Here is an 18770-nt window from a genome sequence, read left to right as displayed (position 1 = left end):
CGCCGCGACGTACTACGCCTTGAGCGTCTTGATGGAGCTCGGCGCGTGCCACGGCTCCGTGGCGATCTCCTCGAACTCGGTGACATCGCTGATGTCGGCCGTGCGGCTCATGGAGATGTTGGTGATGCGCTCCAGGATCGCCTCCACGACGACCGGCACGCGGTACTCCTGCGCCAGCTTCTTGGCCTGCTCGAAGGCGGCGCCGAGCTCGGCCGGGTCGGTGACGCGGATGGCCTTGCAGCCGAGGCCCTCGGCGACCTTGACGTGGTCGACGCCGTAGACGCCCAGCTCCGGGGAGTTGAGGTTCTCGAACTCCAGGTTGACCTGGAAGTTGATGTCCAGGCCGATCTGGGCCTGGCGGATCAGGCCCAGGTAGGAGTTGTTCACGAGGACGTGGACGTAGGGGATGCGGTGCTGGGCGCCGACGGCCAGTTCCTCGATCATGAACTGGAAGTCGTAGTCGCCGGAGAGCGCGACGACCTGGGCGTCCGGGTCGGCCGTGGCGACGCCGAGGGCGGCCGGGATCGTCCAGCCGAGGGGGCCCGCCTGGCCGCAGTTGATCCAGTGCCGCGGCTTGTAGACGTGCAGCATCTGGGCACCGGCGATCTGGGAGAGGCCGATGGTGGAGACGTACCGGGTCTCCGGGCCGAAGGCCTTGTTCATCTCCTCGTACACGCGCTGCGGCTTGATCGGGATGTCGTCGAAGTGCGTGCGGCGAAGCAGCGTGGACTTGTGCTCCTGGCCCCGGGCGATCCAGGCGCCCCGGTCGGGCAGTTCGCCCGCGGCCTTCAGCTCCTTGGCGACCTCGACGAAGAGCTCCAGCGCCGCCTTGGCGTCGGAGGCGATGCCGTAGTCCGGCGCGAAGATCTTGCCGATCTGGGTCGGCTCGATGTCGACGTGGACGAACTTCCGGCCCTCGCGGTACACGTCCAGCTTGTAGCCGGTGTGGCGGTTGGCCCAGCGGTTGCCGATGCCGAGGACGAAGTCGGACTCCAGGAAGGTCGCGTTGCCGTAGCGGTGCGAGGTCTGCAGGCCGACCATGCCCGCGTTCAGCTCGTGGTCGTCGGGGACGGTGCCCCAGCCCATCAGGGTGGGGATGACCGGAGTGCCCGTCAGTTCGGCAAATTCCACGAGGAGTTCGGACGCGTCGGCGTTGATGATGCCGCCGCCCGCGACGATCAGCGGCCGCTCGGAGTTCACGAGCATGCCGATGGCCTTCTCGATCTGGGCGCGGCTCGCGACGGGCTTGTAGACCGGCAGCGGCTGGTACGTCTCCGGGTCGAACTCGATCTCGGTGAGCTGGACGTCGATGGGCAGGTCGATGAGGACCGGGCCCGGACGGCCGGAGCGCATCAGGTGGAAGGCCTGCTGGAAGACGCCGGGGACCTGCGCGGCCTCCAGGACCGTGACGGCCATCTTCGTCACCGGCTTGGCGATGGAGGCGATGTCGACGGCCTGGAAGTCCTCCTTGTGGATCACGCTCGTGGGCGCCTGGCCCGTGATGCACAGGATCGGGATCGAGTCACCGATCGCGGAGTAGAGGCCGGTGATCATGTCGGTGCCCGCGGGGCCCGACGTGCCGATGCAGACACCGATGTTGCCCGGGTGGGTGCGGGTGTACCCCTCGGCCATGTGCGAGGCGCCCTCGACGTGGCGGGCGAGCGTGTGATCGACGCCGCCGCCCTCCTTGAGCGCCTTGTAGAAGGGGTTGATCGCGGCCCCCGGCACACCGAACGCGTGGGTGACGCCCTCGCGCTTGAGGATCTCGACTGCCGCGCGGGCAGCGGTCATACGAGCCATTGAGTTCTCCTGCTTCGGCTGACGAAGCCACGGCCACCGTCGCGCCCCGCGATGAGCCGTGCCTTCCGGTGCTGCTTCCGCGCCGTGGCCCGCCTTCCGGCTACTTCCACATTGCGGAAATTATGTTCTGCTATATGGAAGCAATGTAAGGGGGTGCGTCAGGGCCGTCAAGGGATTCCGGGGTACGCGGGGCAGGCGGGGGCACGCCTCCAGCTCAAAATGGCGTATCGGCGCGGTCGCCTTCCGTACGACGATGAGCTCCGTACGATGGGGAGCTTCGGCGGCGGACGGGCGGCGGAGCGGACGGGCGGCGGTGAGGGCCATGGCGAAGGACGGCGTTCTGGTGCGGTGTCCGGTGTGCCGCCATGAACAGGCCTACGCTCCCCCGGCGTTCCCCTGCGTCTGCGGCAAACCCGTCGTACCCCCCGTCCGGCACGGCCCGGCCGTCCCGCTCACCCATCGGACCGGCGCGGACGCCTGGGTGACGGTGCGGTGCGCGGCCTGCGGGCGCACGGCGGACTGGCCGCGGCCGGAGCTGGGGTGCGCGTGCGGGACGGTGCTGCGGGTGGCGGTGGCGTCGCACGAGGAAGACGGGGCGGACGAGGGCGCCGGGGCGGCCGGGGGCGCGGCGAGCGGACCCTCAGCGAACAGTGGCGACGAGCCAGGCGACGAGCCCGCGCCGAACAGTGGCGAGGAGCCCGCGACGCACAGCGGCGGCGACCCCGCGCAGCCCGAGGCGGGCGGCCACCCCTCCCTCACCCCCTCCCACATCCCGCTGCCGCGGACCGCGCCCACACCCCGGCCCGCCTTCCGCCCCCTGCCCGTCCGCAGCGCCGGGGACGCGGTGACCACGGCGGCGCTGTATCTGCGCTGGCTCGGCTACGAGGACGTGCGCGAGGCAGGACCCGACGAGGAGCGCCCGCCGTCGGGCACGCGGCTCGCGGCACTCGGTGTGCTCGCGCAGGTCGAGCCCGCCGTGCGGGAGACATCGCTGCGGGACGTCGAGTGCGCCTGGCTCACCGCCATGGCGTACTCGGCGACGTGCGTGTGCTTCGCGCTGTGCGACTTCACGCCCGCGGCCCGCGACCGCGCCGACGAACTGGCCGTGGCGCTGTTCCGCATCGACCTGTCGGGCACGCCGGAGCCCTTGAACGGCGCGGCGGACGAACTGGCGGCGACGGGCGCCTGACCTCGCGGACCGGGGCGCACCCGGCACCCCGCATGCACCCGGCACCCGCACCAGGACGCCCGCGCCGCACACCAGCTCAGCCGAACCGCTCCCGCAGCTCCACCTTCCGCACCTTCCCCGACACCGTCATCGGGAAGCTCTCCAGGATCCGCAGCCCCGCCGGGACCTTGTAGTGGGCGAGCCTGCCCGCGCAGAAGCCGTGCAGTTCCTCCAGCGTCAGTGTCTCCTCGGGGTCGCGCAGGATGACGCAGGCCAGCGGCACCTCTCCGTACCGCTCGTCCGGCACGCCGACCACCTGTACGTCCGCGATCTTCGGGTGGGCGTACAGGAACTCCTCGATCTCGCGCGGGTAGATGTTCTCGCCACCCCGGATGATCATGTCCTTGATGCGCCCGACGATCTGGACGTAGCCGTCCTCGCGCATCACCGCGAGGTCACCCGTGTGCATCCAGCGCCCGGAGTCGATGACCTCGGCGGTGCGCTCCGGCTCCTGCCAGTAGCCGAGCATGACGCTGTATCCGCGTGTGCACAGCTCGCCGGACTCCCCGCGCGGCAGCGTCACCCCGCTCACCGGGTCGACGACCTTCACCTCGATGTGCGGCAGCACCCGGCCCACCGTGCCGGTGCGGCGCTCCAGGTCGTCGTCCATGCGGGTCTGGAGGGAGACGGGCGAGGTCTCGGTCATGCCGTAGCAGATGGAGACCTCCGCCATGTGCATCTCGGCGACGACCCGCTTCATGACCTCGACGGGGCACGGCGACCCGGCCATGATGCCGGTGCGCAGCGACGACAGGTCGTAGGTGGCGAAGTCGGCGAGGTTGAGCTCGGCGATGAACATCGTCGGCACGCCGTACAGCGACGTGCAGCGCTCGCGCTCGACGGCGTGCAGGGTCGCCACGGGGTCGAACGACGGCGCCGGGATCACGACGCAGGCGCCGTGCGAGGTGGCGCCGAGGTTGCCCATGACCATGCCGAAGCAGTGGTAGAAGGGCACGGGCAGGCACACCCGGTCCTGTTCGCCGTAGCCGATGGTGCGCCCCACCCAGTATCCGTTGTTGAGGATGTTGTGGTGGGAGAGCGTGGCCCCCTTCGGGAAGCCCGTGGTGCCGGACGTGTATTGGATGTTGACCGGGTCGTCGCAGCTCAACTCGGCCTCGCGCGCGGCGAGTTCGACCGGGTCGACGGACCGACCCGCGGCCAGGAGCGCGTCCCACGACGGGTCGGCGATGTAGTGCGCGGCCCGCAGGTCCGGACACTCGCCCCGGACCTCCTCGACCATCGCCCGGTAGTCGCTGGCCTTGTGCTCACGGGTGGCGACGAGCAGCGAGACGCCCGACTGCTTGAGGACGTAGGCGAGTTCGTGCGCGCGGTACGCCGGGTTGATGGTCACCATGATCGCGCCGACGCGCGCCGTGGCGTACTGCACGAGCACCCACTCGGCGCAGCTGACCGCCCAGATGCCGACCCGGTCGCCCTTGCCCACCCCGGAGCCGATCAGACCGAGCGCCAACTCCTCTACGGCAGCGCCGAATTCGGCGTACGTCCAGCGGGCGCCCGCCGCGACGTCGACGAGCGCGTCGCGGTCGGGCCAGGCGGCGACGGCACGGGCGAGGTTCTGCCCGATGGTGTCGCCGAGGAGGGGGGTCTTGCTGGTGCCGTGCGCGTACGAAAGCGCCGCGGCGCCGCCCTCGCCCGTGGCGTTCACCGTCGCGCTCACCGGAAGTCCTCCTCGCGGTACTCGGCGCCGGACCCCTTGGCCGTCGCCTCCCGCAGCTCGATGCGGCGGATCTTGCCCGACACGGTCTTGGGCAGCGCGCCGAACTCCAGGCGGCGCACCCGCTTGTAGGGCGCGAGCACCGACCGGGAGTGCTCGAACAGCAACTTGGCCGTGTCCGGGCCCGGTTGATAGCCCTCGGCGAGCACCACATACGCCTTCGGCACGGCCAGACGTACCGGATCCGGGGCGGGCACGACCGCCGCCTCGGCCACCGCCTCGTGCTCCAGGAGCGCGCTCTCCAGCTCGAACGGGGAGATCTTGTAGTCGGACGCCTTGAAGACGTCGTCGCTCCGGCCGACGTAGGTGAGGTATCCGTCGGCGCTCCGCGCGCCGATGTCGCCGGTGCGGTAGTAGCCGTCCGCCATGGCCTCGGCGGTGCGCTCCGGGTCGCCGTGGTAGCCCGTCATCAGGCCGACCGGGCGCGCCGACAGGTCGAGTGCGATCTCGCCCTCGGTGGCGCCCGGCGCCCCGGTGACCGGGTCGAGCAGTTCGACGGCGAAGCCGGGCGTGGGGCGTCCCATCGAGCCGGGGCGCAGCTCCTGGCCGGGGGTGTTGGCGACCTGCACGGCCGTCTCGGTCTGCCCGAAGCCGTCCCGGATGGTCACGCCCCAGTCGCGCCGCACCTGCTCGATGACCTCGGGGTTCAGCGGCTCCCCCGCGGCGACGACCTCGCGCGGCGGCGTCCGCAGCTGGGTGAGGTCGGCCTGGATGAGCATCCGCCACACGGTGGGCGGCGCGCAGAAGCTGGTGACTCCCGCCCGGTCCATCTCCCGCATGAGACGGCCCGCGTCGAAGCGCGTGTAGTTGTGGATGAAGACGGTCGCCTCCGCGTTCCACGGTGCGAAGAGGTTCGACCAGGCGTGCTTGGCCCAGCCGGGCGAGGAGATGTTCAGATGCACGTCGCCGGGCTTGAGGCCGATCCAGTACATCGTCGCCAAGTGGCCCACGGGGTACGACACATGGGTGTGCTCGACGAGCTTGGGCCGGGCGGTGGTGCCCGAGGTGAAGTACAGCATCAGGGGGTCGTCGGCGCGGGTGACGCCGTCGGGGGTGAAGTCGGCGGGGGCGGTGTCGACGCCGTCGTAGGGGATCCAGCCGTCGGGACTCTCGGTGAACGCGGCCACCGCTGTGGCTTCCCGGCCGTCCTGGGTGCCGACCACGATCCGGGTGTACTCCCCCGGCACGTCCGCGAACTTCGCGACGTCCTCGCCCCGCACCACCACGTGCCGGGCCCGGCCGCGCTCGATGCGGTCGCGCAGGTCGGCGGCGCCGAGCAGCGGCGTCGCCGGGATCACCACGGCCCGCAGCTTCATCGCGGCGAGCGCGACCTCCCACAGCTCGGCCTGGTTGCCCAGCATCACGACGATGCGGTCCCCGGCGCGGACGCCGAGCCCGCGCAGCCAGTTGGCGGCCCGAGCGGAGCGCCGCGCCAGCTCCGCGAACGAGAGGCGGGCCTCCTCGCCGTCCTCCTCGACGATGTGCAGCGCCGTGCGGTCGTTGCCGTCGGCGATGACGTCGAACCAGTCGAGCGCCCAGTTGAAGTGCGCGGGCCGGGGCCAGACGAAACCCTCGTACGCGGCCCGGTAGTCCTCCCGGTGACGCAGGAGGAAGTCCCGCGCCGCACGGAACTCCTCCGTGCCGCCACCCGCTCCGGTCGCCGTCATCCGCACCCCTCGCATTCCGCTCGCATTCCGCTTACCGCCGCTCGTCCGTACCATCGTGTAATTCGTGATGCAGGTCTCACTACCCCCGAACGGGGGTGGTGTCCCGCGAGGGCGGCGGACATCAGGGGCACGGGGCCGAAAGCTGAGGGAGCGGGCGCGTGGGTGCTGCGGACGACGGCGAGGCGGCGGACGTACGGGCCGCGCTGCTGCGGCTGCGTCGCGGGACGGGACTTCCTGTGGCCTTCGGCGGCCTCGTGACCGGCGCGGACGGCGCCGCGCGGGTACGGATCGCCGAACTCAGCGGCACCGCCACGCACTCCCTGAACGGCCTCGCGATCCACGTGGGCACCGGCCTGGGCGGCAAGGCGGTCGCCCTGGCCCGCCCCTGCGCCGTCGCGGACTACAGCGCGTCCCGGCAGATCAGCCACGAGTACGACACCGCCGTCGCGCTGGAGGGCCTGCGGGCGGTGCTCGCGGTGCCGCTGGTGGTACGCCGCCGGGTGCGCGGCCTGCTGTACGGCGCCCTGCGCACCGCGCAGCCCCTCGGCGACCGGGCGCTCGCGGCGGCCGTGGCGGCGGCCCGGGACCTCGAACAGGCCCTCGTCGTACGGGACGAGGCGGCCGCGATGCTGGCGGCGGCCCGGGAGGCGGTCGCGGAGATGCCCGGGCGGGGGTACGGCTCCGGGGACGCGGCCTGGGAGCGCGTGCGGGAGGCGCACGGGGCGCTGCGCGCGCTGGCCGCACGCATCGGTGATCCCGCGCTGCGGGCGGAACTCCTCGCGGTGTGCGGGACGCTGACGGACGCGGCCGCCGACTCCCCCGGGCCGGACCCCGGCCCCGGCGTCCGGCTCGCCCCGCGCGAACTGGACGTGCTGGCCTGCGTGGCCGGAGGCGTCACCAACGCGGCGGCCGCCGAACGCCTCGGCCTGCGCCCCGAGACGGTCAAGGGCTATCTGCGGTCGGCGATGCGGAAGCTCGGCACGCACACGCGGTGGGAGGCGGTGGTGGCGGCGCGGCGGGCGGGGGTGCTGCCGTAGTGGCCGCAGGGGACCGTGCGGGCCGTGCGGACCGTGCGGCCCCTGGCGGATCGGCGCCCTCTGTGCCGATTCCGCTGCCGGATCCCGGCGACGCGGGGTTCAATGACGCGTACACGACCGTGCAGGACCGGCACGGTCCGCCGCGGGCCGCCCGACGCGGACGACCACAGGGCACCCGCGCGCCGGCAGGCGCAGAGCAGGGGGATGAGGCCCGCATGGTGTCCACCGACAGGTTCCTGGCCTTCGCCGCGATGTCGGCGCTGGTGATCGTGATCCCGGGGCCGAGCGTCCTGTTCGTGGTGGGCCGCGCCCTGGCGCACGGCCGTCGCACCGCCTTGGCGACGGTCCTCGGCAATGTCGCGGGCTCGTACCTCATGATCGTGGCGGTCTCCTTCGGCCTGGGCTCGGTCCTGGAGCGCTCGGCCGCGGTGTTCCTGGCGGTGAAGCTCGCGGGCGCGGCGTACCTGGTGTTCCTCGGCGTGCAGGCGTTCCGGCACCGCAAGGCGATGAAGGCGGCGGCGATCGGCGCGGCGGGCGCGGGCGGGCGGCCCGCGCGCGGCGACGTCCGCACCGTCCTCGACGGCCTCCTCGTCGGTCTGACCAACCCGAAGGGCATCGTGTTCGCGGCGGCGGTGCTGCCGCAGTTCGTCGACCACGCGGCGGGCCACGTCCCCGTGCAGATGCTGCTGCTCGGCCTGGTCCCGATCGGCATCGGCCTGGTCACGGACACCCTGTGGGGCCTGACTGCGTCGGCGGCACGCACCTGGTTCGCGCGGTCGGACCGCAGGCTGGCGATGATCGGCGGGGCGGGTGGCTGCACGATGATCGGGCTCGGGGTGACGGTGGCCCTGACGGGCAGAGCGGACTGAGACAGCCTCTCCCTCCCCCCGCTCACTCACTTCTGGACGACGGCCCCGAACCCGATGTCGTACGAAGGGGCGTCGCCCGCGAGGAGCCGTGCCGTCAGCTCCGCCTCCGCCGCGACCTCCCCGCGCTGGGCCTTGGTGAGCTTCCCGAACGGCTCGACGGTGAGCCGCACGGCGCCGTCCTTGGCCTCCTCCAGGCGCCAGAGCCCGGCGAGATACCCGTCCACCAGGAAGGTGCAGTGGGCCTGGTTGCCGGTCCAGGTGCGGTCCTTGTGGGCGAGCGCCACGACACGGGTGCGGTCGGCATGGGACAGCAGGAGGTTGTCGAACTCGGGCAGGAAGCGGGGCGGGGCCGGGGTCTCGGGGTCGGGGCGGGGCGCGTCGGGCAGGTCGAACAGCTCGACGCCGTGCTCGTCGCGGAAGGTGCGGAGCCCGGGCCGCAGCCGCTCGAAGGCGTCGCGGAGCCGGGTCAGACCGGCCCAGGTCTGCATGTCCTTGACGGAGGCGGGCCCGAAGGCGGCGAGGTAGCGCAGGACGGTGTCGTCGGGCGCGGGGTCCTCGGCGAGGGGGCGGCCGAGCCAGTGCTCGGCGGTGGTGAGGGCGACCTGCCCGCTGCGGCGCCACAGGCCGCGCGGGGTCACCTGGATGAGGGGAAGGCGGGCGCGGGCGGCGATGCCGAGGGACTGCGGGTCGGCGTCCGGCCAGTGGCGAAGGAGTTCGGCGCGGATCTGGGCGAGGGTGCGGGGCTCCTCCTCGACGTACGCCCGGGTGAGGGCGGCGAGCCGGTCCAGGTCCACGCCGGTCAGACCGCCCCGGAACATCCGCAGCTCACGGTCGATGGCGGCCTGGGTGAGCGGCCGCAGGGTGAGGAGGTCGTCGGCGGTGAGGGTGTGCACGGTGGACCGCATGGTGACGGCACGGACCGCGGCGCGCTCCGCCATGAGCCCCGACAGCTCCATCGGGTCGAACTCCGCGAGGCGCGCGGCGAGCGCGTAGTACGGCGGCTTCACGTTCTGCGCCTGCAGCCCGACGAGGTGGGCGAGGGCCGCGCCCGCGGCCATCGGGGCCCGCTCCAGGAGGAGCTGGCGGGCGAGGGTGGCACGGTTGAGGGCCTGGCGGGTGAGGACGGGGGCGGCGGCCGGGGTCTTCGTCATGCTCCGCACGCTAGCGGGGCTTGCGGACAGATACGGTCCGCAAGGGGCGCGCCGAACGCGACTGCTCACGCCGCGGGCGCGGTACGAGTGCCGCCTGCCACCTATCGTCCGCCACCTGCCGCCTACCGCCCGCCGTCCGCCACCTGCCACCTGTTGCCCGCCACCGCCACGCACCGACTCCGGCCGCGCCCGTGACGCCCACCGCCCCCACCACCACCCACGACCCCCTACCCACCATCCCCCTACCGACGGCTGTCACACCCACGCCATCTGCCGCATATATCCTGCTCCGGGCATGTCCGGGACAGAATCCACACGTGCCGGGCCGAAGTCGGACGACCACGGGAAGGGCTGCCGGTGACTCCGGAGCGACGACCTCACCGCCCGCAGCAGCCGCGCAAGCACGCGTGGCGGCGGGCGTCCTCCCAGTCCGCGCAGGGCACGCCGCCACCTGCCGACGCGTCGAACCACCACCCGGAACGGGACCCCGCACCGACGGCGCCGGCCGACCCGAGCGTCGTGGAGGCGGCGCTGTACCGCGACGGCGTGCGCGTCTCCTCCCCCGGCTCGCTCGCCGACACGTTCCGCGAGCTGCGCGCCCAGCCCGACGGCATGGCGTGGATCGGCCTGGCCCGCCCGACGGAGCAGGAACTCCTGTCGCTGGCGGCCGAGTTCGACTTGCACGAGCTGGCGGTCGAGGACGCGATGGAGGCGCACCAGCGCCCGAAGCTGGAGCGGTACGGCGAGACGCTGTTCGTCGTGCTGCGGGCGGCCCGCTACCTGGACGCCCCCGAGGAGGTCGACTTCGGCGAGCTGCACGTGTTCGTGGGCGCGGACTTCGTGATCACGGTCAGGCACGGCGCGGCCCCCGACCTGTCGGCGGTACGCCGCCGCATGGAGAAGACCCCGGAACTGCTGCGCCTGGGCCCGGAGGCGGTCCTGTACGCGATCCTGGACGCGGTCGTCGACGGCTACGCCCCCGTCGTGTCCGGCGTCCAGAACGACATCGACGAGATCGAGACGGAGGTGTTCGGCGGCGACCCGACGGTCTCCCGCCGCATCTACGAACTCTCCCGCGAGGTCGTCGAGTTCCAGCGCGCGACGCGCCCCCTGGTGAGCATGCTGCACGCCCTGATGGCGGGCTTCGCGAAGTACGGCACGGACGAGGAACTCCAGCGCTACCTCCGCGACGTGGCCGACCACGTCACCCACACCAGCGAACGCGTGGACGGCTTCCGCCAGGCCCTCGCCGACATCCTCACCGTCAACACCACGCTGGTCACACAGCAACAGAACGCGGAGATGCGGGCCCTGGCCGAGGCAGGCTTCGAACAGAACGAGGAGATCAAAAAAATCTCCTCCTGGGCCGCCATCCTCTTCGCCCCCACCCTCGTCGGCACGATCTACGGCATGAACTTCGACGCCATGCCGGAGCTGAACTGGGCCTTCGGCTACCCCTTCGCGATCCTGCTGATGGCGGTGGTCTGCGTGAGCCTGTACTTCATCTTCAAGCGACGGGACTGGCTCTGAGGGCAAGCGATCACTCGTGGGCACCGTCCTGCGATTCGCTCTCGCATCTACGCCCTAGGGCCTGCGTGAGGGCCTGCCCTGCTGCCTGAATGCCTCAGGGCTCTGCCGAACTCCCCGGTCCAGGGCCGTCATTCCGGGACCGCCGCCTGTTCGAAGCGAAGGTAGCGTTCGACGGAGCGGGCAAGGACCTCGTTGCCGTCCGAGGTGACGACCCGGTGCCACCAGGCGCCGTAGATCCGCTCGAAGCGGTAGCCGGCGAGCAGGTCCGCCGCCGCGCGGACCGCGTGCGGGCGCTCCGGGATGTGGTTGGCGTAGCTGTACATGAGGGTCACCCAGCGGTTGTCCGGGCAGACGTTGACCACGTCGCCCGTGAACAGCGCTCCGTCACCCGCGCTCCAGTGCAGGACCGCGCTGCCAGGGAAGTGCACGCCCGGGTTGATCAGGGTCACCTCGTCGGTGAGCCGGAGCGTGCCACCGCTCCAGAACCGCACGGCCGGGTCCGGCCGGCCCACCCACTGCCGGTCGGCTTCGTGCAGGTGGACCGGCGCGTCGAAGGCGTGCGCCCACTCCACCATCGAGGAGTAGAAGTGCGGGTGGCTGATCGCGATGTGGTCGATGCCGCCGAGTTCCTCGACGGCCCGCACCATCGTGTCGTCGAGGTACGGCACGCAGTCCCACAGCACGTTCCCTGCGGCGGTACGAAGCAGCAGGGCCCGCTGGCCGATGGCGAACTGCGGGGTGACGCCGATGCCGAGCACGTCGGGCCCCTGCTCCTCGAAGAGTCCGCTGTGGCCCTCCTCGCGCATTCCGGCCAGCGTCGTCCACTGCTGGCCGCCCCGGCCCACGTACTGCCGCTCGTCCAGACAGACCGGACAGTCCGGACGGGCGGCGGCGTACTGGGTGCCGCACGTGCGGCAGATCGGGGGTGTGAGGGCGGGTGCGGGGGTGGGGGCAGAGGTGTCACTCACAGCTGTCTCCGGTCGGTTCGGGGAGGACGGTCAGTTCGGGGAGGGGACGGTCGGTTCGGTCAGTTCGGTGAGGACGTACGGGCGGCTCGGGCGCCAGCCCAGTTCCTCGACGGCGCGCCGACCCGACACCACCTGGTCGAGCGCGAGCGCCTCGGCGAACGGCTCCCCGAGCGCCTCCGCGGCCTCGGCGAGCGGCCACGGCTCGGCCCGGCCGGTGCCGCCCGCGGCGACGTCGGCGGCCGCCGCGAGCGCGGCCGCCGGGACGGACTCCCATGCCACGCCGTGCAGGAGGTCGCCGGCGTGCGCCTTGGTCAGCGCGAGGGCGTACAGCTCGGCGAGGTCGTCGACGTGGACCATCGGCCAGCGGGTCGTGACCGGCCCCACGTAGCGGCCCGCGCCGTGCTCCCGGGCCCAGCCGGTCATCAGGGCGGGAATGCCGCCGCCCCGGCCGTACGCGATGCCCGGGCGTATCACCACGGCCCGCACGTCGTCCCCGGCGGTGGCAAGCACCCGCTGCTCGATCCGCGGCCGGTAGCCGACGATCGCGATCGGGTCGGTGCGGGCGTCCTCGGCCAGCGGAACGTCCCCGGTGGCGCCGAGCACCCACACGCCGCTGGTGTAGACGTACGCGCGGCCCGTGCCGCGCAGTGGCGCGACCAGTGCCTCCAGGGCGGCGGTGTCCACCGCCTCGTCGCCGGTCGGCGTGGCCAGGTTCACCACCGCGTCCACGTCGTCCGTCACCGCCGCGCGCAGCGACGACGGGTCGGCCAGATCGCCGACCCGCACCGGCGTGTCCGGACGCAGCGCGGCCGCGTTCTTCACCAGGGGCACCACGTCGTGGCCCTCCTGCGTCAGTCGCGACACCATCGCGGAGCCGATGTATCCGGTGGCACCGAGTACCAGAACCTTCATGAACTCTCCCGGGTGGACGTTCTCGAACGGGAAGACAGCTTGACCGGGAAGACAGTAGGAACCGCGCCCGGACCTGCGGATCCGTCGAATGACCGGGGTGCCTTACCGGAGTTCGTACGGGACGGGGGTGAGGGGGTCCGTGGGCGTCAGCCCAGGTCCAGCGCTCCGAGTGCGGCCCGTGAGGTCACACCGAGCTTCCGGTAGGCGTTGGACAGGTGGTAGCCGACCGTGCGCGGGCTGAGGAACAGGCGCGCGCCGATGTCCCGATTGCTCAGGCCCGTCGCCGCGAGCCGGACCACCCGCAGCTCCTGGGCGGTCAGCCGACCCACGAGATCCGCGCCCGCCGGCGGTGTGGCCGGGGTGGCACCGGCGGCCCGCAGCTCCGTGCGGGCCCGTTCCGCCCACGCGGCCGCCGGCATCCGCTCGAACGACGCGAGCGCCGTGGTCAGCTCCTCCCTGGCGGCGGCCCTGCGCTTCGCCCGGCGCAGCCACTCCCCGTACAGCAGCCGGGTGCGCGCCTCCTCGAACGGGCGGCCGTCCCCCTCGTGGGTGGCGAGCGCCCGCCCGTAGAGCTCCTCCGCCTTCGCGTCGTCGGCGGCGAGCAGGGCGCGGCAGCGCAGCTCCACCGCCTCCGCCCACGCGGTCCCGGAGGCCCCGGCCCAGCGCGCGAACCACTCGGCGGCCCGCCCGGCGTCGGCGGCCCGGTCGATCCGGACGGCGGCCTCCACCTGGTCGGGCAGGCTGTGCACGGAGACCATGAGATGCCGCTGCGGGCCGCCGGTCAGGTCGGCGAAACGTCGCAGCGCCCGGTCGTAGCGGCCGAGCCCGAGGTCGAGCAGGCCCTGAGCCCTGGTCAGCCAGATCGGGATCGGCACGACACCGGGGTACGGGTCCCGCCCCGTGCGCCCGGCGGACACCCGCCCGCCGCCCGGCCGGTCCCCACCGTCCGGCCCGCCGCCACCTACCGGCTCCTGAGTGCCACTCGGCTCCTGCCCTTGGAGCGCGGCGAGCACCGCCAGAACACCGCTGAGCATCGTGGCCAGATGGCGCTGACCGGTGTCACAGGCGATCTCCAGACCCTCCACCGCCGTCGTGTACGCGTCCCGGTGCCGCCCCAGGAAGAGCCGCAGCCGCGCAAGGCGCAGCAGCACCCTCGGCAACACCCCGACGGCACCCTCCGCACGGCACTCCCGCTCCAGGGCGACGGCCTCGTCGTGCACGGTGCGGTACTCGCCGAGCAGCATGTCCCAGCCGTGCAGTCGCACCTGATCGGCCAGGCCGCGCTCGTGCCTGGTCCCTACGACGTACCCGGCGAACTCCCGTACCGCCGCGGCCCCGCCCACCAGATCGCCCTCCAGCGTGTCGAGCACCCCGACCGCGCCCCGGTGCACGGGATCCTCGCCGAAGTCCAGACCGGCCGTCCGCACCCGGGTGTCCCGGGCCGCCGCGACCGGGTCCGGCGCGTCCCAGGCCATGGCGGCCGCTTCGAACAGCAGCCACGCCCCCGTGGCGTGACGGTGCGCCGTCACCTCGGACGCCGCGTCGACGAGCAGCAGCCGCGCCGACTCCGCGCGGCCCTGCCCGTGTTCGAGCGCCGCCCGGACGCTGGCGAGCCTAGCGAGCGTCGGCGGGCCGATCACCGGACCCACCTCGTCGGCGAGCGTCCCCGCGAGCTCCACCTGTCCGGCCTCGGCCGCGGCGGCCGATGCGGCGGCAAGGCGCAGCGACCGGGCTTCCCTGTCCTCGGTGAGCCGTGCGGCCCGCCGGTAGGCGGCGGCGACCGCCGCCCGGCCGCCCTGCGAGCGGAACAGTTCGGCGCTGCGCTCCAGTTCGGCGGCGACCTCCTCGTCGTAGCCGACGGTCGCGGCGGCCAGATGCCAGGCCCGGCGGCCCATGTCCCCGGCGCCCTGCGCCGCTTCGGCGAGCGCCCGGTGCGCGGCCGCCCGCTCGACGAGGACCGCTCCCTGGTAGGCGGCGGCCCGCGCCAGCGGATGCCGGAACGCGAGGCGGCGCCCGGACACCCTGACCAGGTCCGCCGCCTCGGCGGGAGCGAGGTCCCCGGCGGCCGCGCCCACCCGTTCTCCCGCCGCCACCACGAGCGCCACGTCACCGGTGTCGTCCGCGGCGGCGACGGTCAGGAGCAGACGGGTCGGCGTGGGCAGCGCCCGTATCCGCTCGTCGAAGATCCGCCGCACCCGCCACGAGGCCGGAAGCACGGCGATCTCCCGCGCGTCCAGCGGCTCGCTCCCGTCCCGCTGGGCCGCCGTCAGTGCCCCCGCCAGCTCCACCAGGGCGAGCGGATTGCCCTGCGCGAGCCCGAGGATCCGGCTGCTCACGTCGGCCTGCAGATCGGGCGCCGCGTCGACGAGGAGTGCCGCGCCCTCCGCGTCGGTCAACGGCCCGAGACGCAGCACCGGCAGGCCCGGCGCGGCATCGAGGACCACCGAGTCCTCATGCGCGGCGAACACCATGGCCACCCGCCCCATGCCGAGCCGGCGGGCGGCGAACAGCAGCGCGTCCACGGTCTCCAGGTCCAGCCACTGCGCGTCGTCGACCAGGACCACGACCGGGCGTTCCTCGGACAGCTCGTCGAGCAGGCCGAGCGTCGCGGCCCCGACCAGGAAACGGTCCCCCGCGGGCGCGTCGTCCAGGGCGACCGCCCCGCGCAGCGCCCGCGACTGACGCTCCGGCAGGCTCCCGGCCCGGTCCAGGGCGCCCCGCAGGAGCACATGCAGACCGGCGTACGGCAGTGCCGCCTCCGACTGGACACCCGTGCACCGCAGCAGCCGGGCTCCGCCTGCCGCCGAGGCGCACCGGTCGAGCAGGGCCGTCTTGCCCGACCCCGCCTCGCCGAGGAGCACCACGGCGCCGCCCCTGCCCTCCCGGGCTCCCGCCAAGAGCCCGTCGAGGACGTCCCGTTCGTGGTTCCGGCCGCTGAGGTCGGCGCGACCCCGGTCGACGGCGCCCGCCCGGACCGTGTCGGTCATCTGACGCCCGCCCGGTCCGCTTCGTCGAGCACGGTCCCGGCGCCGCGCAGGGCGGCCTCAGCGAGCAGGCGCGGCTTCCCGATGCCCGCCTCCCCCGTGACGGCGACGCACCGCCCCGCCCCCACCACGGCGGCGGGCAGCTCGCCCAGCGCCCCCCGCCGTTCGGCCGGTGGAGATGGGTCCCGGTCGGTACCGAGCCTTCTGAGCATGCGATTTCCCCCTGTCATGCACCGCACCGACCACCTCGCGACCGGTGCTCGCGGCTCCATGATCTCCATGGGCGGGGGTATCGCCAAGATCGGGCATCTCCCTCCCAGGGGCGGCTGGAGGGCTCGCTGACGTGGGCGTCTTCAAGCGGAGGGACGGGCTCTGACGACCTCGCGCGGGGTGGGCGACGGGCAACTTCCCCGGTCCGTCGGAGTAGTTGGGGTAGTCGGGGTAGTTGAGGTAGTCGGGGCAATCGGGCGTCGCGCCCGCGGCACCGTCACCGGAGCACCACCGTGACGCCGCGGGACGCGAGGAGCTGGACGACCTCCTCGAAGTAGGTGAGCCCCGTCTCGGTGTCCCAGATGTCGTCCGCGAGGGCCTCGCGGGCGATGTCGGCGTCGTGCCAGATCAGGGTGAAGGGCGCGGTCGTGCCGAAGCCGCCGTGGAGGCAGTCCTTGAAGGCGTTCCACTCCCGGCCGTAGTAGCCGCCGGGGCCCGCGAGGGCCTCGGCCAGGGCGCAGTGCAGGCCGGGTGCGTCCGTGACGTGCGTGCCGTCGAGGTGGTGGACGCCGCCCGTGCGGTCCGGGCCCTGCTCGCTCATGCCGGTGGCGGTCAGGTCCAGCCACGCGGATCTGCCCTGGGTGGAGAGCGGGGCCCATTGGTTGCGGGTGGTCGGGGCGCCCTGGTACCAGGTCTCCCAGATCGGGCGGGCTCGCGACGGCGGCCTGTCCTCGCCGCCGTCGGTGAGCTCGATGTCGAGGAGGGTGCCGCCGAGGACCGACGGCCGGGCGGACTCGATGCCCAGGTACACGTCGTGGCGGTACATCACCCGGCCGGTGCGGTCCAGGGCCCACAGCCCCACCCAGTCCCGGTCCCGGTCGCGCGGTCGGCGCAGGACGGCGAGCAGGGGTTCGGCGGGCTCGCAGCCGACGAGGGTCATCGGCGTGGGCTCCGGCGCGTCGCGCGTCACGAACAGCCCGTCCACGGCCAGGCATCGACCGGCCGAGGCGGGCGTTCTCGCGGACCCCGCGAACAGCTGGAACCGCGGTGACGTCGGCAGGGAGTGCGACCAGGCGTGCTCCTCGTCGACGCCCGCGCCGACCACGACGTCCACCAGGGCCGGATCGTCACGGTTCGGCCGGTGCGTGAGGACGACGCAGTCGAGCAACGTCCACCACTGCCACGGCCGCTCTTCGTCCCAGACCTCGACGCACACGTCACCCAGCGAGGCGGTCGACTCCCCGCCCGTCAGCGCGTCGCGCAACAGCCCCTCGGGAGCGCACCCCCGCAGCGTCAGAACCTCGCGCGGCGGTGGCACCTCGTCCACGAACATGCCCTCGACACCCGCGCACCGCCCCCAGAACTCGTCCTGATCCTCCTCGCCCTGGTGGACCAGGAGATACTTCACGGGGAAGTCCCGCCCCCAGGCCACATGATCTTCGACCCGCACTCAACCCCCGAACACCTGAACACCTTTCGGCGCCCACGATACGGCGCCGGTCTCGCCCCTTCGCCGCAGCGCGTCAGCCGGCGTCGAGGAGGTCCCCGGTCGCCCGCCGACGCCCGGGCCACATGTCGTCGTACGCCGCGTCCATGAACCGCGCCTGCGGTCCGCGCAGGGCGGCGGAGTCGGTGACCTCGCCCCGCACCGCCTCGGCCAGACGGGCCGCGTAACGATAGGCGGCGCCCCGCAAGGGCTCGCTCCGGGCTGCCAGATCGATCTCCGCCTGGGCGAGCCACAGGTCGTCCACGAGTCGGTCGAGTGCCGCGTCGTCCACCGTGCCGCCGCTGTCCGGGCGGGTGAACGCCACCTTCTCCACCCGCGACGCGATGCCGAGGAAGGCGAGGACCGCGCCCTTCAACTCCGCGCGGTGCGCCGCCGATTCCTGCACCTCCAGCTGGCGGTTGCTCGCCCGCGACACGAGGTACTGGCCGACGATCGTCCCCCCGGCGCCGAGTGCGACACCGGCCAGGGACAGCAGCGCCGGCCCCAAGGTTCCCCAAGATCCCATGGCGCGAGTCTCTCAACCGGCCGTGTCGGCCGTTCACGCGTACGGCACCGCGGTCGGCCTTGTCGCACGGGCGGCACGCGCGGGACCAGGGCCGCGCGTGCCGCCCGGATGCCCTAGAAGGGCTTGGTCGGGAGGTACTTGCCGTCCAGCGTGATGACCGCGCGCTCGCCGCCCTCGGGGTCCGCGACCTTCCGCACGTCCAGCTTGAAGTTGATCGCGGAGATGATGCCGTCGCCGAACTCCTCGTGGACCAGGGCCTTGAGGGTGGTGCCGTACACCTGGAGCATCTCGTAGAAGCGGTAGATCGTCGGGTCGGTCGGGATGCCGCCGGGGATGGACCCCCGGGTGGGGATGGTGCGCAGCAGGAGCACCGCGTCGTCGTCCAGGCCGAGCAGTTCGGCGACGGCCTTGGCGGCGGGCTCGGGCAGCGCGTGCTGACCGAGGACGGCGGCGGTGACGAACGCGACGGACAGGCCCGCGGCGTCGGCTATCTGCTGCCAGGACAGGTCACGGCGGGTCTTGGCCTCGACCGCGGTGATCGCGAGCTGCTGACGGGCGTTGGTGTCGAACTGGGCTTGCATCTTGAGGGGTTTCCTTTCGTACGACCCCATCCCCCTCTCGGTGGGGGGTGGGAAGAAGGGGGCCCGGACGGCCGGTCAGGCCGGGC

The 18770-nt window shown here is 73.1% G+C and carries 15 protein-coding genes; 4 read left to right on the top strand and 11 right to left on the bottom strand.

Features of this window, described 5'->3' with window-relative positions; genetic code table 11:
- Window positions 1-12: 12 nt before the first annotated feature.
- A complete protein-coding gene (gene gcl, locus ACZ6AA_RS38365) occupies window positions 13-1800 on the bottom strand; it encodes a glyoxylate carboligase (RefSeq protein WP_468454347.1) in 1788 nt (595 codons plus the stop codon).
- Window positions 1801-2122: 322 nt separating this feature from the next.
- On the opposite strand from gcl, the gene ACZ6AA_RS38360 reads away from it, so the two are divergent.
- Window positions 2123-2989: a hypothetical protein gene (locus tag ACZ6AA_RS38360; protein ID WP_471463074.1), complete on the top strand. Its 867-nt coding sequence runs from the start codon at window positions 2123-2125 to the stop codon at window positions 2987-2989.
- A 76-nt stretch (window positions 2990-3065) separates the two neighbouring features.
- Here ACZ6AA_RS38360 and ACZ6AA_RS38355 read toward each other — a convergent pair whose 3' ends face one another.
- Both ACZ6AA_RS38355 and ACZ6AA_RS38350 read right to left on the bottom strand, forming a co-directional pair.
- Window positions 3066-4706 (bottom strand): AMP-binding protein, encoded by a 1641-nt coding sequence (locus ACZ6AA_RS38355; RefSeq protein WP_468454343.1) that lies wholly within the window; start codon window positions 4704-4706, stop codon window positions 3066-3068.
- Entirely contained in the window at window positions 4703-6430 is a 1728-nt protein-coding gene (locus ACZ6AA_RS38350) for an AMP-binding protein (RefSeq protein ID WP_471463072.1), read from the bottom strand. Before ACZ6AA_RS38350 ends, ACZ6AA_RS38355 begins: the two co-directional genes overlap by 4 nt.
- A 158-nt stretch (window positions 6431-6588) precedes the next feature.
- Here ACZ6AA_RS38350 and ACZ6AA_RS38345 point away from each other — a divergent pair, with 158 nt between their 5' ends.
- Together ACZ6AA_RS38345 and ACZ6AA_RS38340 are read left to right on the top strand one after the other, a co-directional pair.
- Window positions 6589-7467 (top strand): helix-turn-helix transcriptional regulator, encoded by an 879-nt coding sequence (locus ACZ6AA_RS38345; RefSeq protein ID WP_471463070.1) that lies wholly within the window; start codon window positions 6589-6591, stop codon window positions 7465-7467.
- Window positions 7468-7682: 215 nt separating this feature from the next.
- On the top strand, window positions 7683-8336 hold the full coding sequence (locus tag ACZ6AA_RS38340; RefSeq protein WP_468483643.1) for a LysE family translocator: 654 nt from the start codon (window positions 7683-7685) through the stop codon (window positions 8334-8336).
- Between the two features lie 26 nt (window positions 8337-8362).
- Here the strand turns inward: ACZ6AA_RS38340 and ACZ6AA_RS38335 are convergent, their stop codons facing one another.
- The gene (locus tag ACZ6AA_RS38335; RefSeq protein WP_471463068.1) at window positions 8363-9487 is read right to left on the bottom strand and encodes a winged helix DNA-binding domain-containing protein; all 1125 of its coding nucleotides are present in this window, start codon (window positions 9485-9487) and stop codon (window positions 8363-8365) included.
- 351 nt (window positions 9488-9838) lie between these two features.
- Here ACZ6AA_RS38335 and ACZ6AA_RS38330 point away from each other — a divergent pair, with 351 nt between their 5' ends.
- Window positions 9839-11017, top strand: a complete 1179-nt coding sequence (locus ACZ6AA_RS38330) for a magnesium and cobalt transport protein CorA (protein WP_468455026.1) — start codon at window positions 9839-9841, stop codon at window positions 11015-11017.
- Window positions 11018-11145: 128 nt separating this feature from the next.
- Here ACZ6AA_RS38330 and ACZ6AA_RS38325 read toward each other — a convergent pair whose 3' ends face one another.
- The 7 genes from ACZ6AA_RS38325 to cynS form a co-directional block, all read right to left on the bottom strand.
- On the bottom strand, window positions 11146-11985 hold the full coding sequence (locus ACZ6AA_RS38325; protein ID WP_468483645.1) for an MBL fold metallo-hydrolase: 840 nt from the start codon (window positions 11983-11985) through the stop codon (window positions 11146-11148).
- A 30-nt stretch (window positions 11986-12015) separates the two neighbouring features.
- Entirely contained in the window at window positions 12016-12897 is an 882-nt protein-coding gene (locus tag ACZ6AA_RS38320; protein ID WP_471463066.1) for an NAD-dependent epimerase/dehydratase family protein, read from the bottom strand.
- Window positions 12898-13043: 146 nt separating this feature from the next.
- Window positions 13044-15884: a helix-turn-helix transcriptional regulator gene (locus ACZ6AA_RS38315; protein ID WP_471463064.1), complete on the bottom strand. Its 2841-nt coding sequence runs from the start codon at window positions 15882-15884 to the stop codon at window positions 13044-13046.
- The gene (locus tag ACZ6AA_RS38310) at window positions 15881-16093 is read right to left on the bottom strand and encodes a hypothetical protein (protein WP_468483648.1); all 213 of its coding nucleotides are present in this window, start codon (window positions 16091-16093) and stop codon (window positions 15881-15883) included. The genes ACZ6AA_RS38315 and ACZ6AA_RS38310 overlap by 4 nt, the downstream gene beginning before the upstream one ends.
- Before the next feature lie 275 nt (window positions 16094-16368).
- Window positions 16369-17541 carry a barstar family protein gene (locus tag ACZ6AA_RS38305; RefSeq protein ID WP_471463062.1) on the bottom strand — a complete coding sequence of 391 codons (1173 nt, stop codon included), beginning with the start codon at window positions 17539-17541 and terminating at the stop codon, window positions 16369-16371.
- 73 nt (window positions 17542-17614) lie between these two features.
- Entirely contained in the window at window positions 17615-18103 is a 489-nt protein-coding gene (locus ACZ6AA_RS38300; RefSeq protein ID WP_468461583.1) for a hypothetical protein, read from the bottom strand.
- A 113-nt stretch (window positions 18104-18216) separates the two neighbouring features.
- Window positions 18217-18684 (bottom strand): cyanase, encoded by a 468-nt coding sequence (cynS, locus tag ACZ6AA_RS38295; RefSeq protein WP_471463060.1) that lies wholly within the window; start codon window positions 18682-18684, stop codon window positions 18217-18219.
- Window positions 18685-18770 lie beyond the last annotated feature (86 nt).

The organism is Streptomyces sp. NPDC040610 (genome assembly GCF_055594065.1).
This window is presented reverse-complemented; position numbering and strand designations above follow the sequence as displayed.

Bases quoted from the DNA above. Each gene is read 5' to 3' on its own strand.
- ACZ6AA_RS38300 (WP_468461583.1), bottom strand. From the start codon at position 18,103: ATGGGATCTTGGGGAACCTTGGGGCCGGCGCTGCTGTCCCTGGCCGGT.
- ACZ6AA_RS38320 (WP_471463066.1), bottom strand. From the start codon at position 12,897: ATGAAGGTTCTGGTACTCGGTGCCACCGGATACATCGGCTCCGCGATG.
- cynS (WP_471463060.1), bottom strand. From the start codon at position 18,684: ATGCAAGCCCAGTTCGACACCAACGCCCGTCAGCAGCTCGCGATCACC.
- ACZ6AA_RS38310 (WP_468483648.1), bottom strand. From the start codon at position 16,093: ATGCTCAGAAGGCTCGGTACCGACCGGGACCCATCTCCACCGGCCGAA.
- gcl (WP_468454347.1), bottom strand. From the start codon at position 1,800: ATGGCTCGTATGACCGCTGCCCGCGCGGCAGTCGAGATCCTCAAGCGC.
- ACZ6AA_RS38335 (WP_471463068.1), bottom strand. From the start codon at position 9,487: ATGACGAAGACCCCGGCCGCCGCCCCCGTCCTCACCCGCCAGGCCCTC.
- ACZ6AA_RS38340 (WP_468483643.1), top strand. From the start codon at position 7,683: ATGGTGTCCACCGACAGGTTCCTGGCCTTCGCCGCGATGTCGGCGCTG.
- ACZ6AA_RS38315 (WP_471463064.1), bottom strand. From the start codon at position 15,884: ATGACCGACACGGTCCGGGCGGGCGCCGTCGACCGGGGTCGCGCCGAC.
- ACZ6AA_RS38360 (WP_471463074.1), top strand. From the start codon at position 2,123: ATGGCGAAGGACGGCGTTCTGGTGCGGTGTCCGGTGTGCCGCCATGAA.
- ACZ6AA_RS38350 (WP_471463072.1), bottom strand. From the start codon at position 6,430: ATGACGGCGACCGGAGCGGGTGGCGGCACGGAGGAGTTCCGTGCGGCG.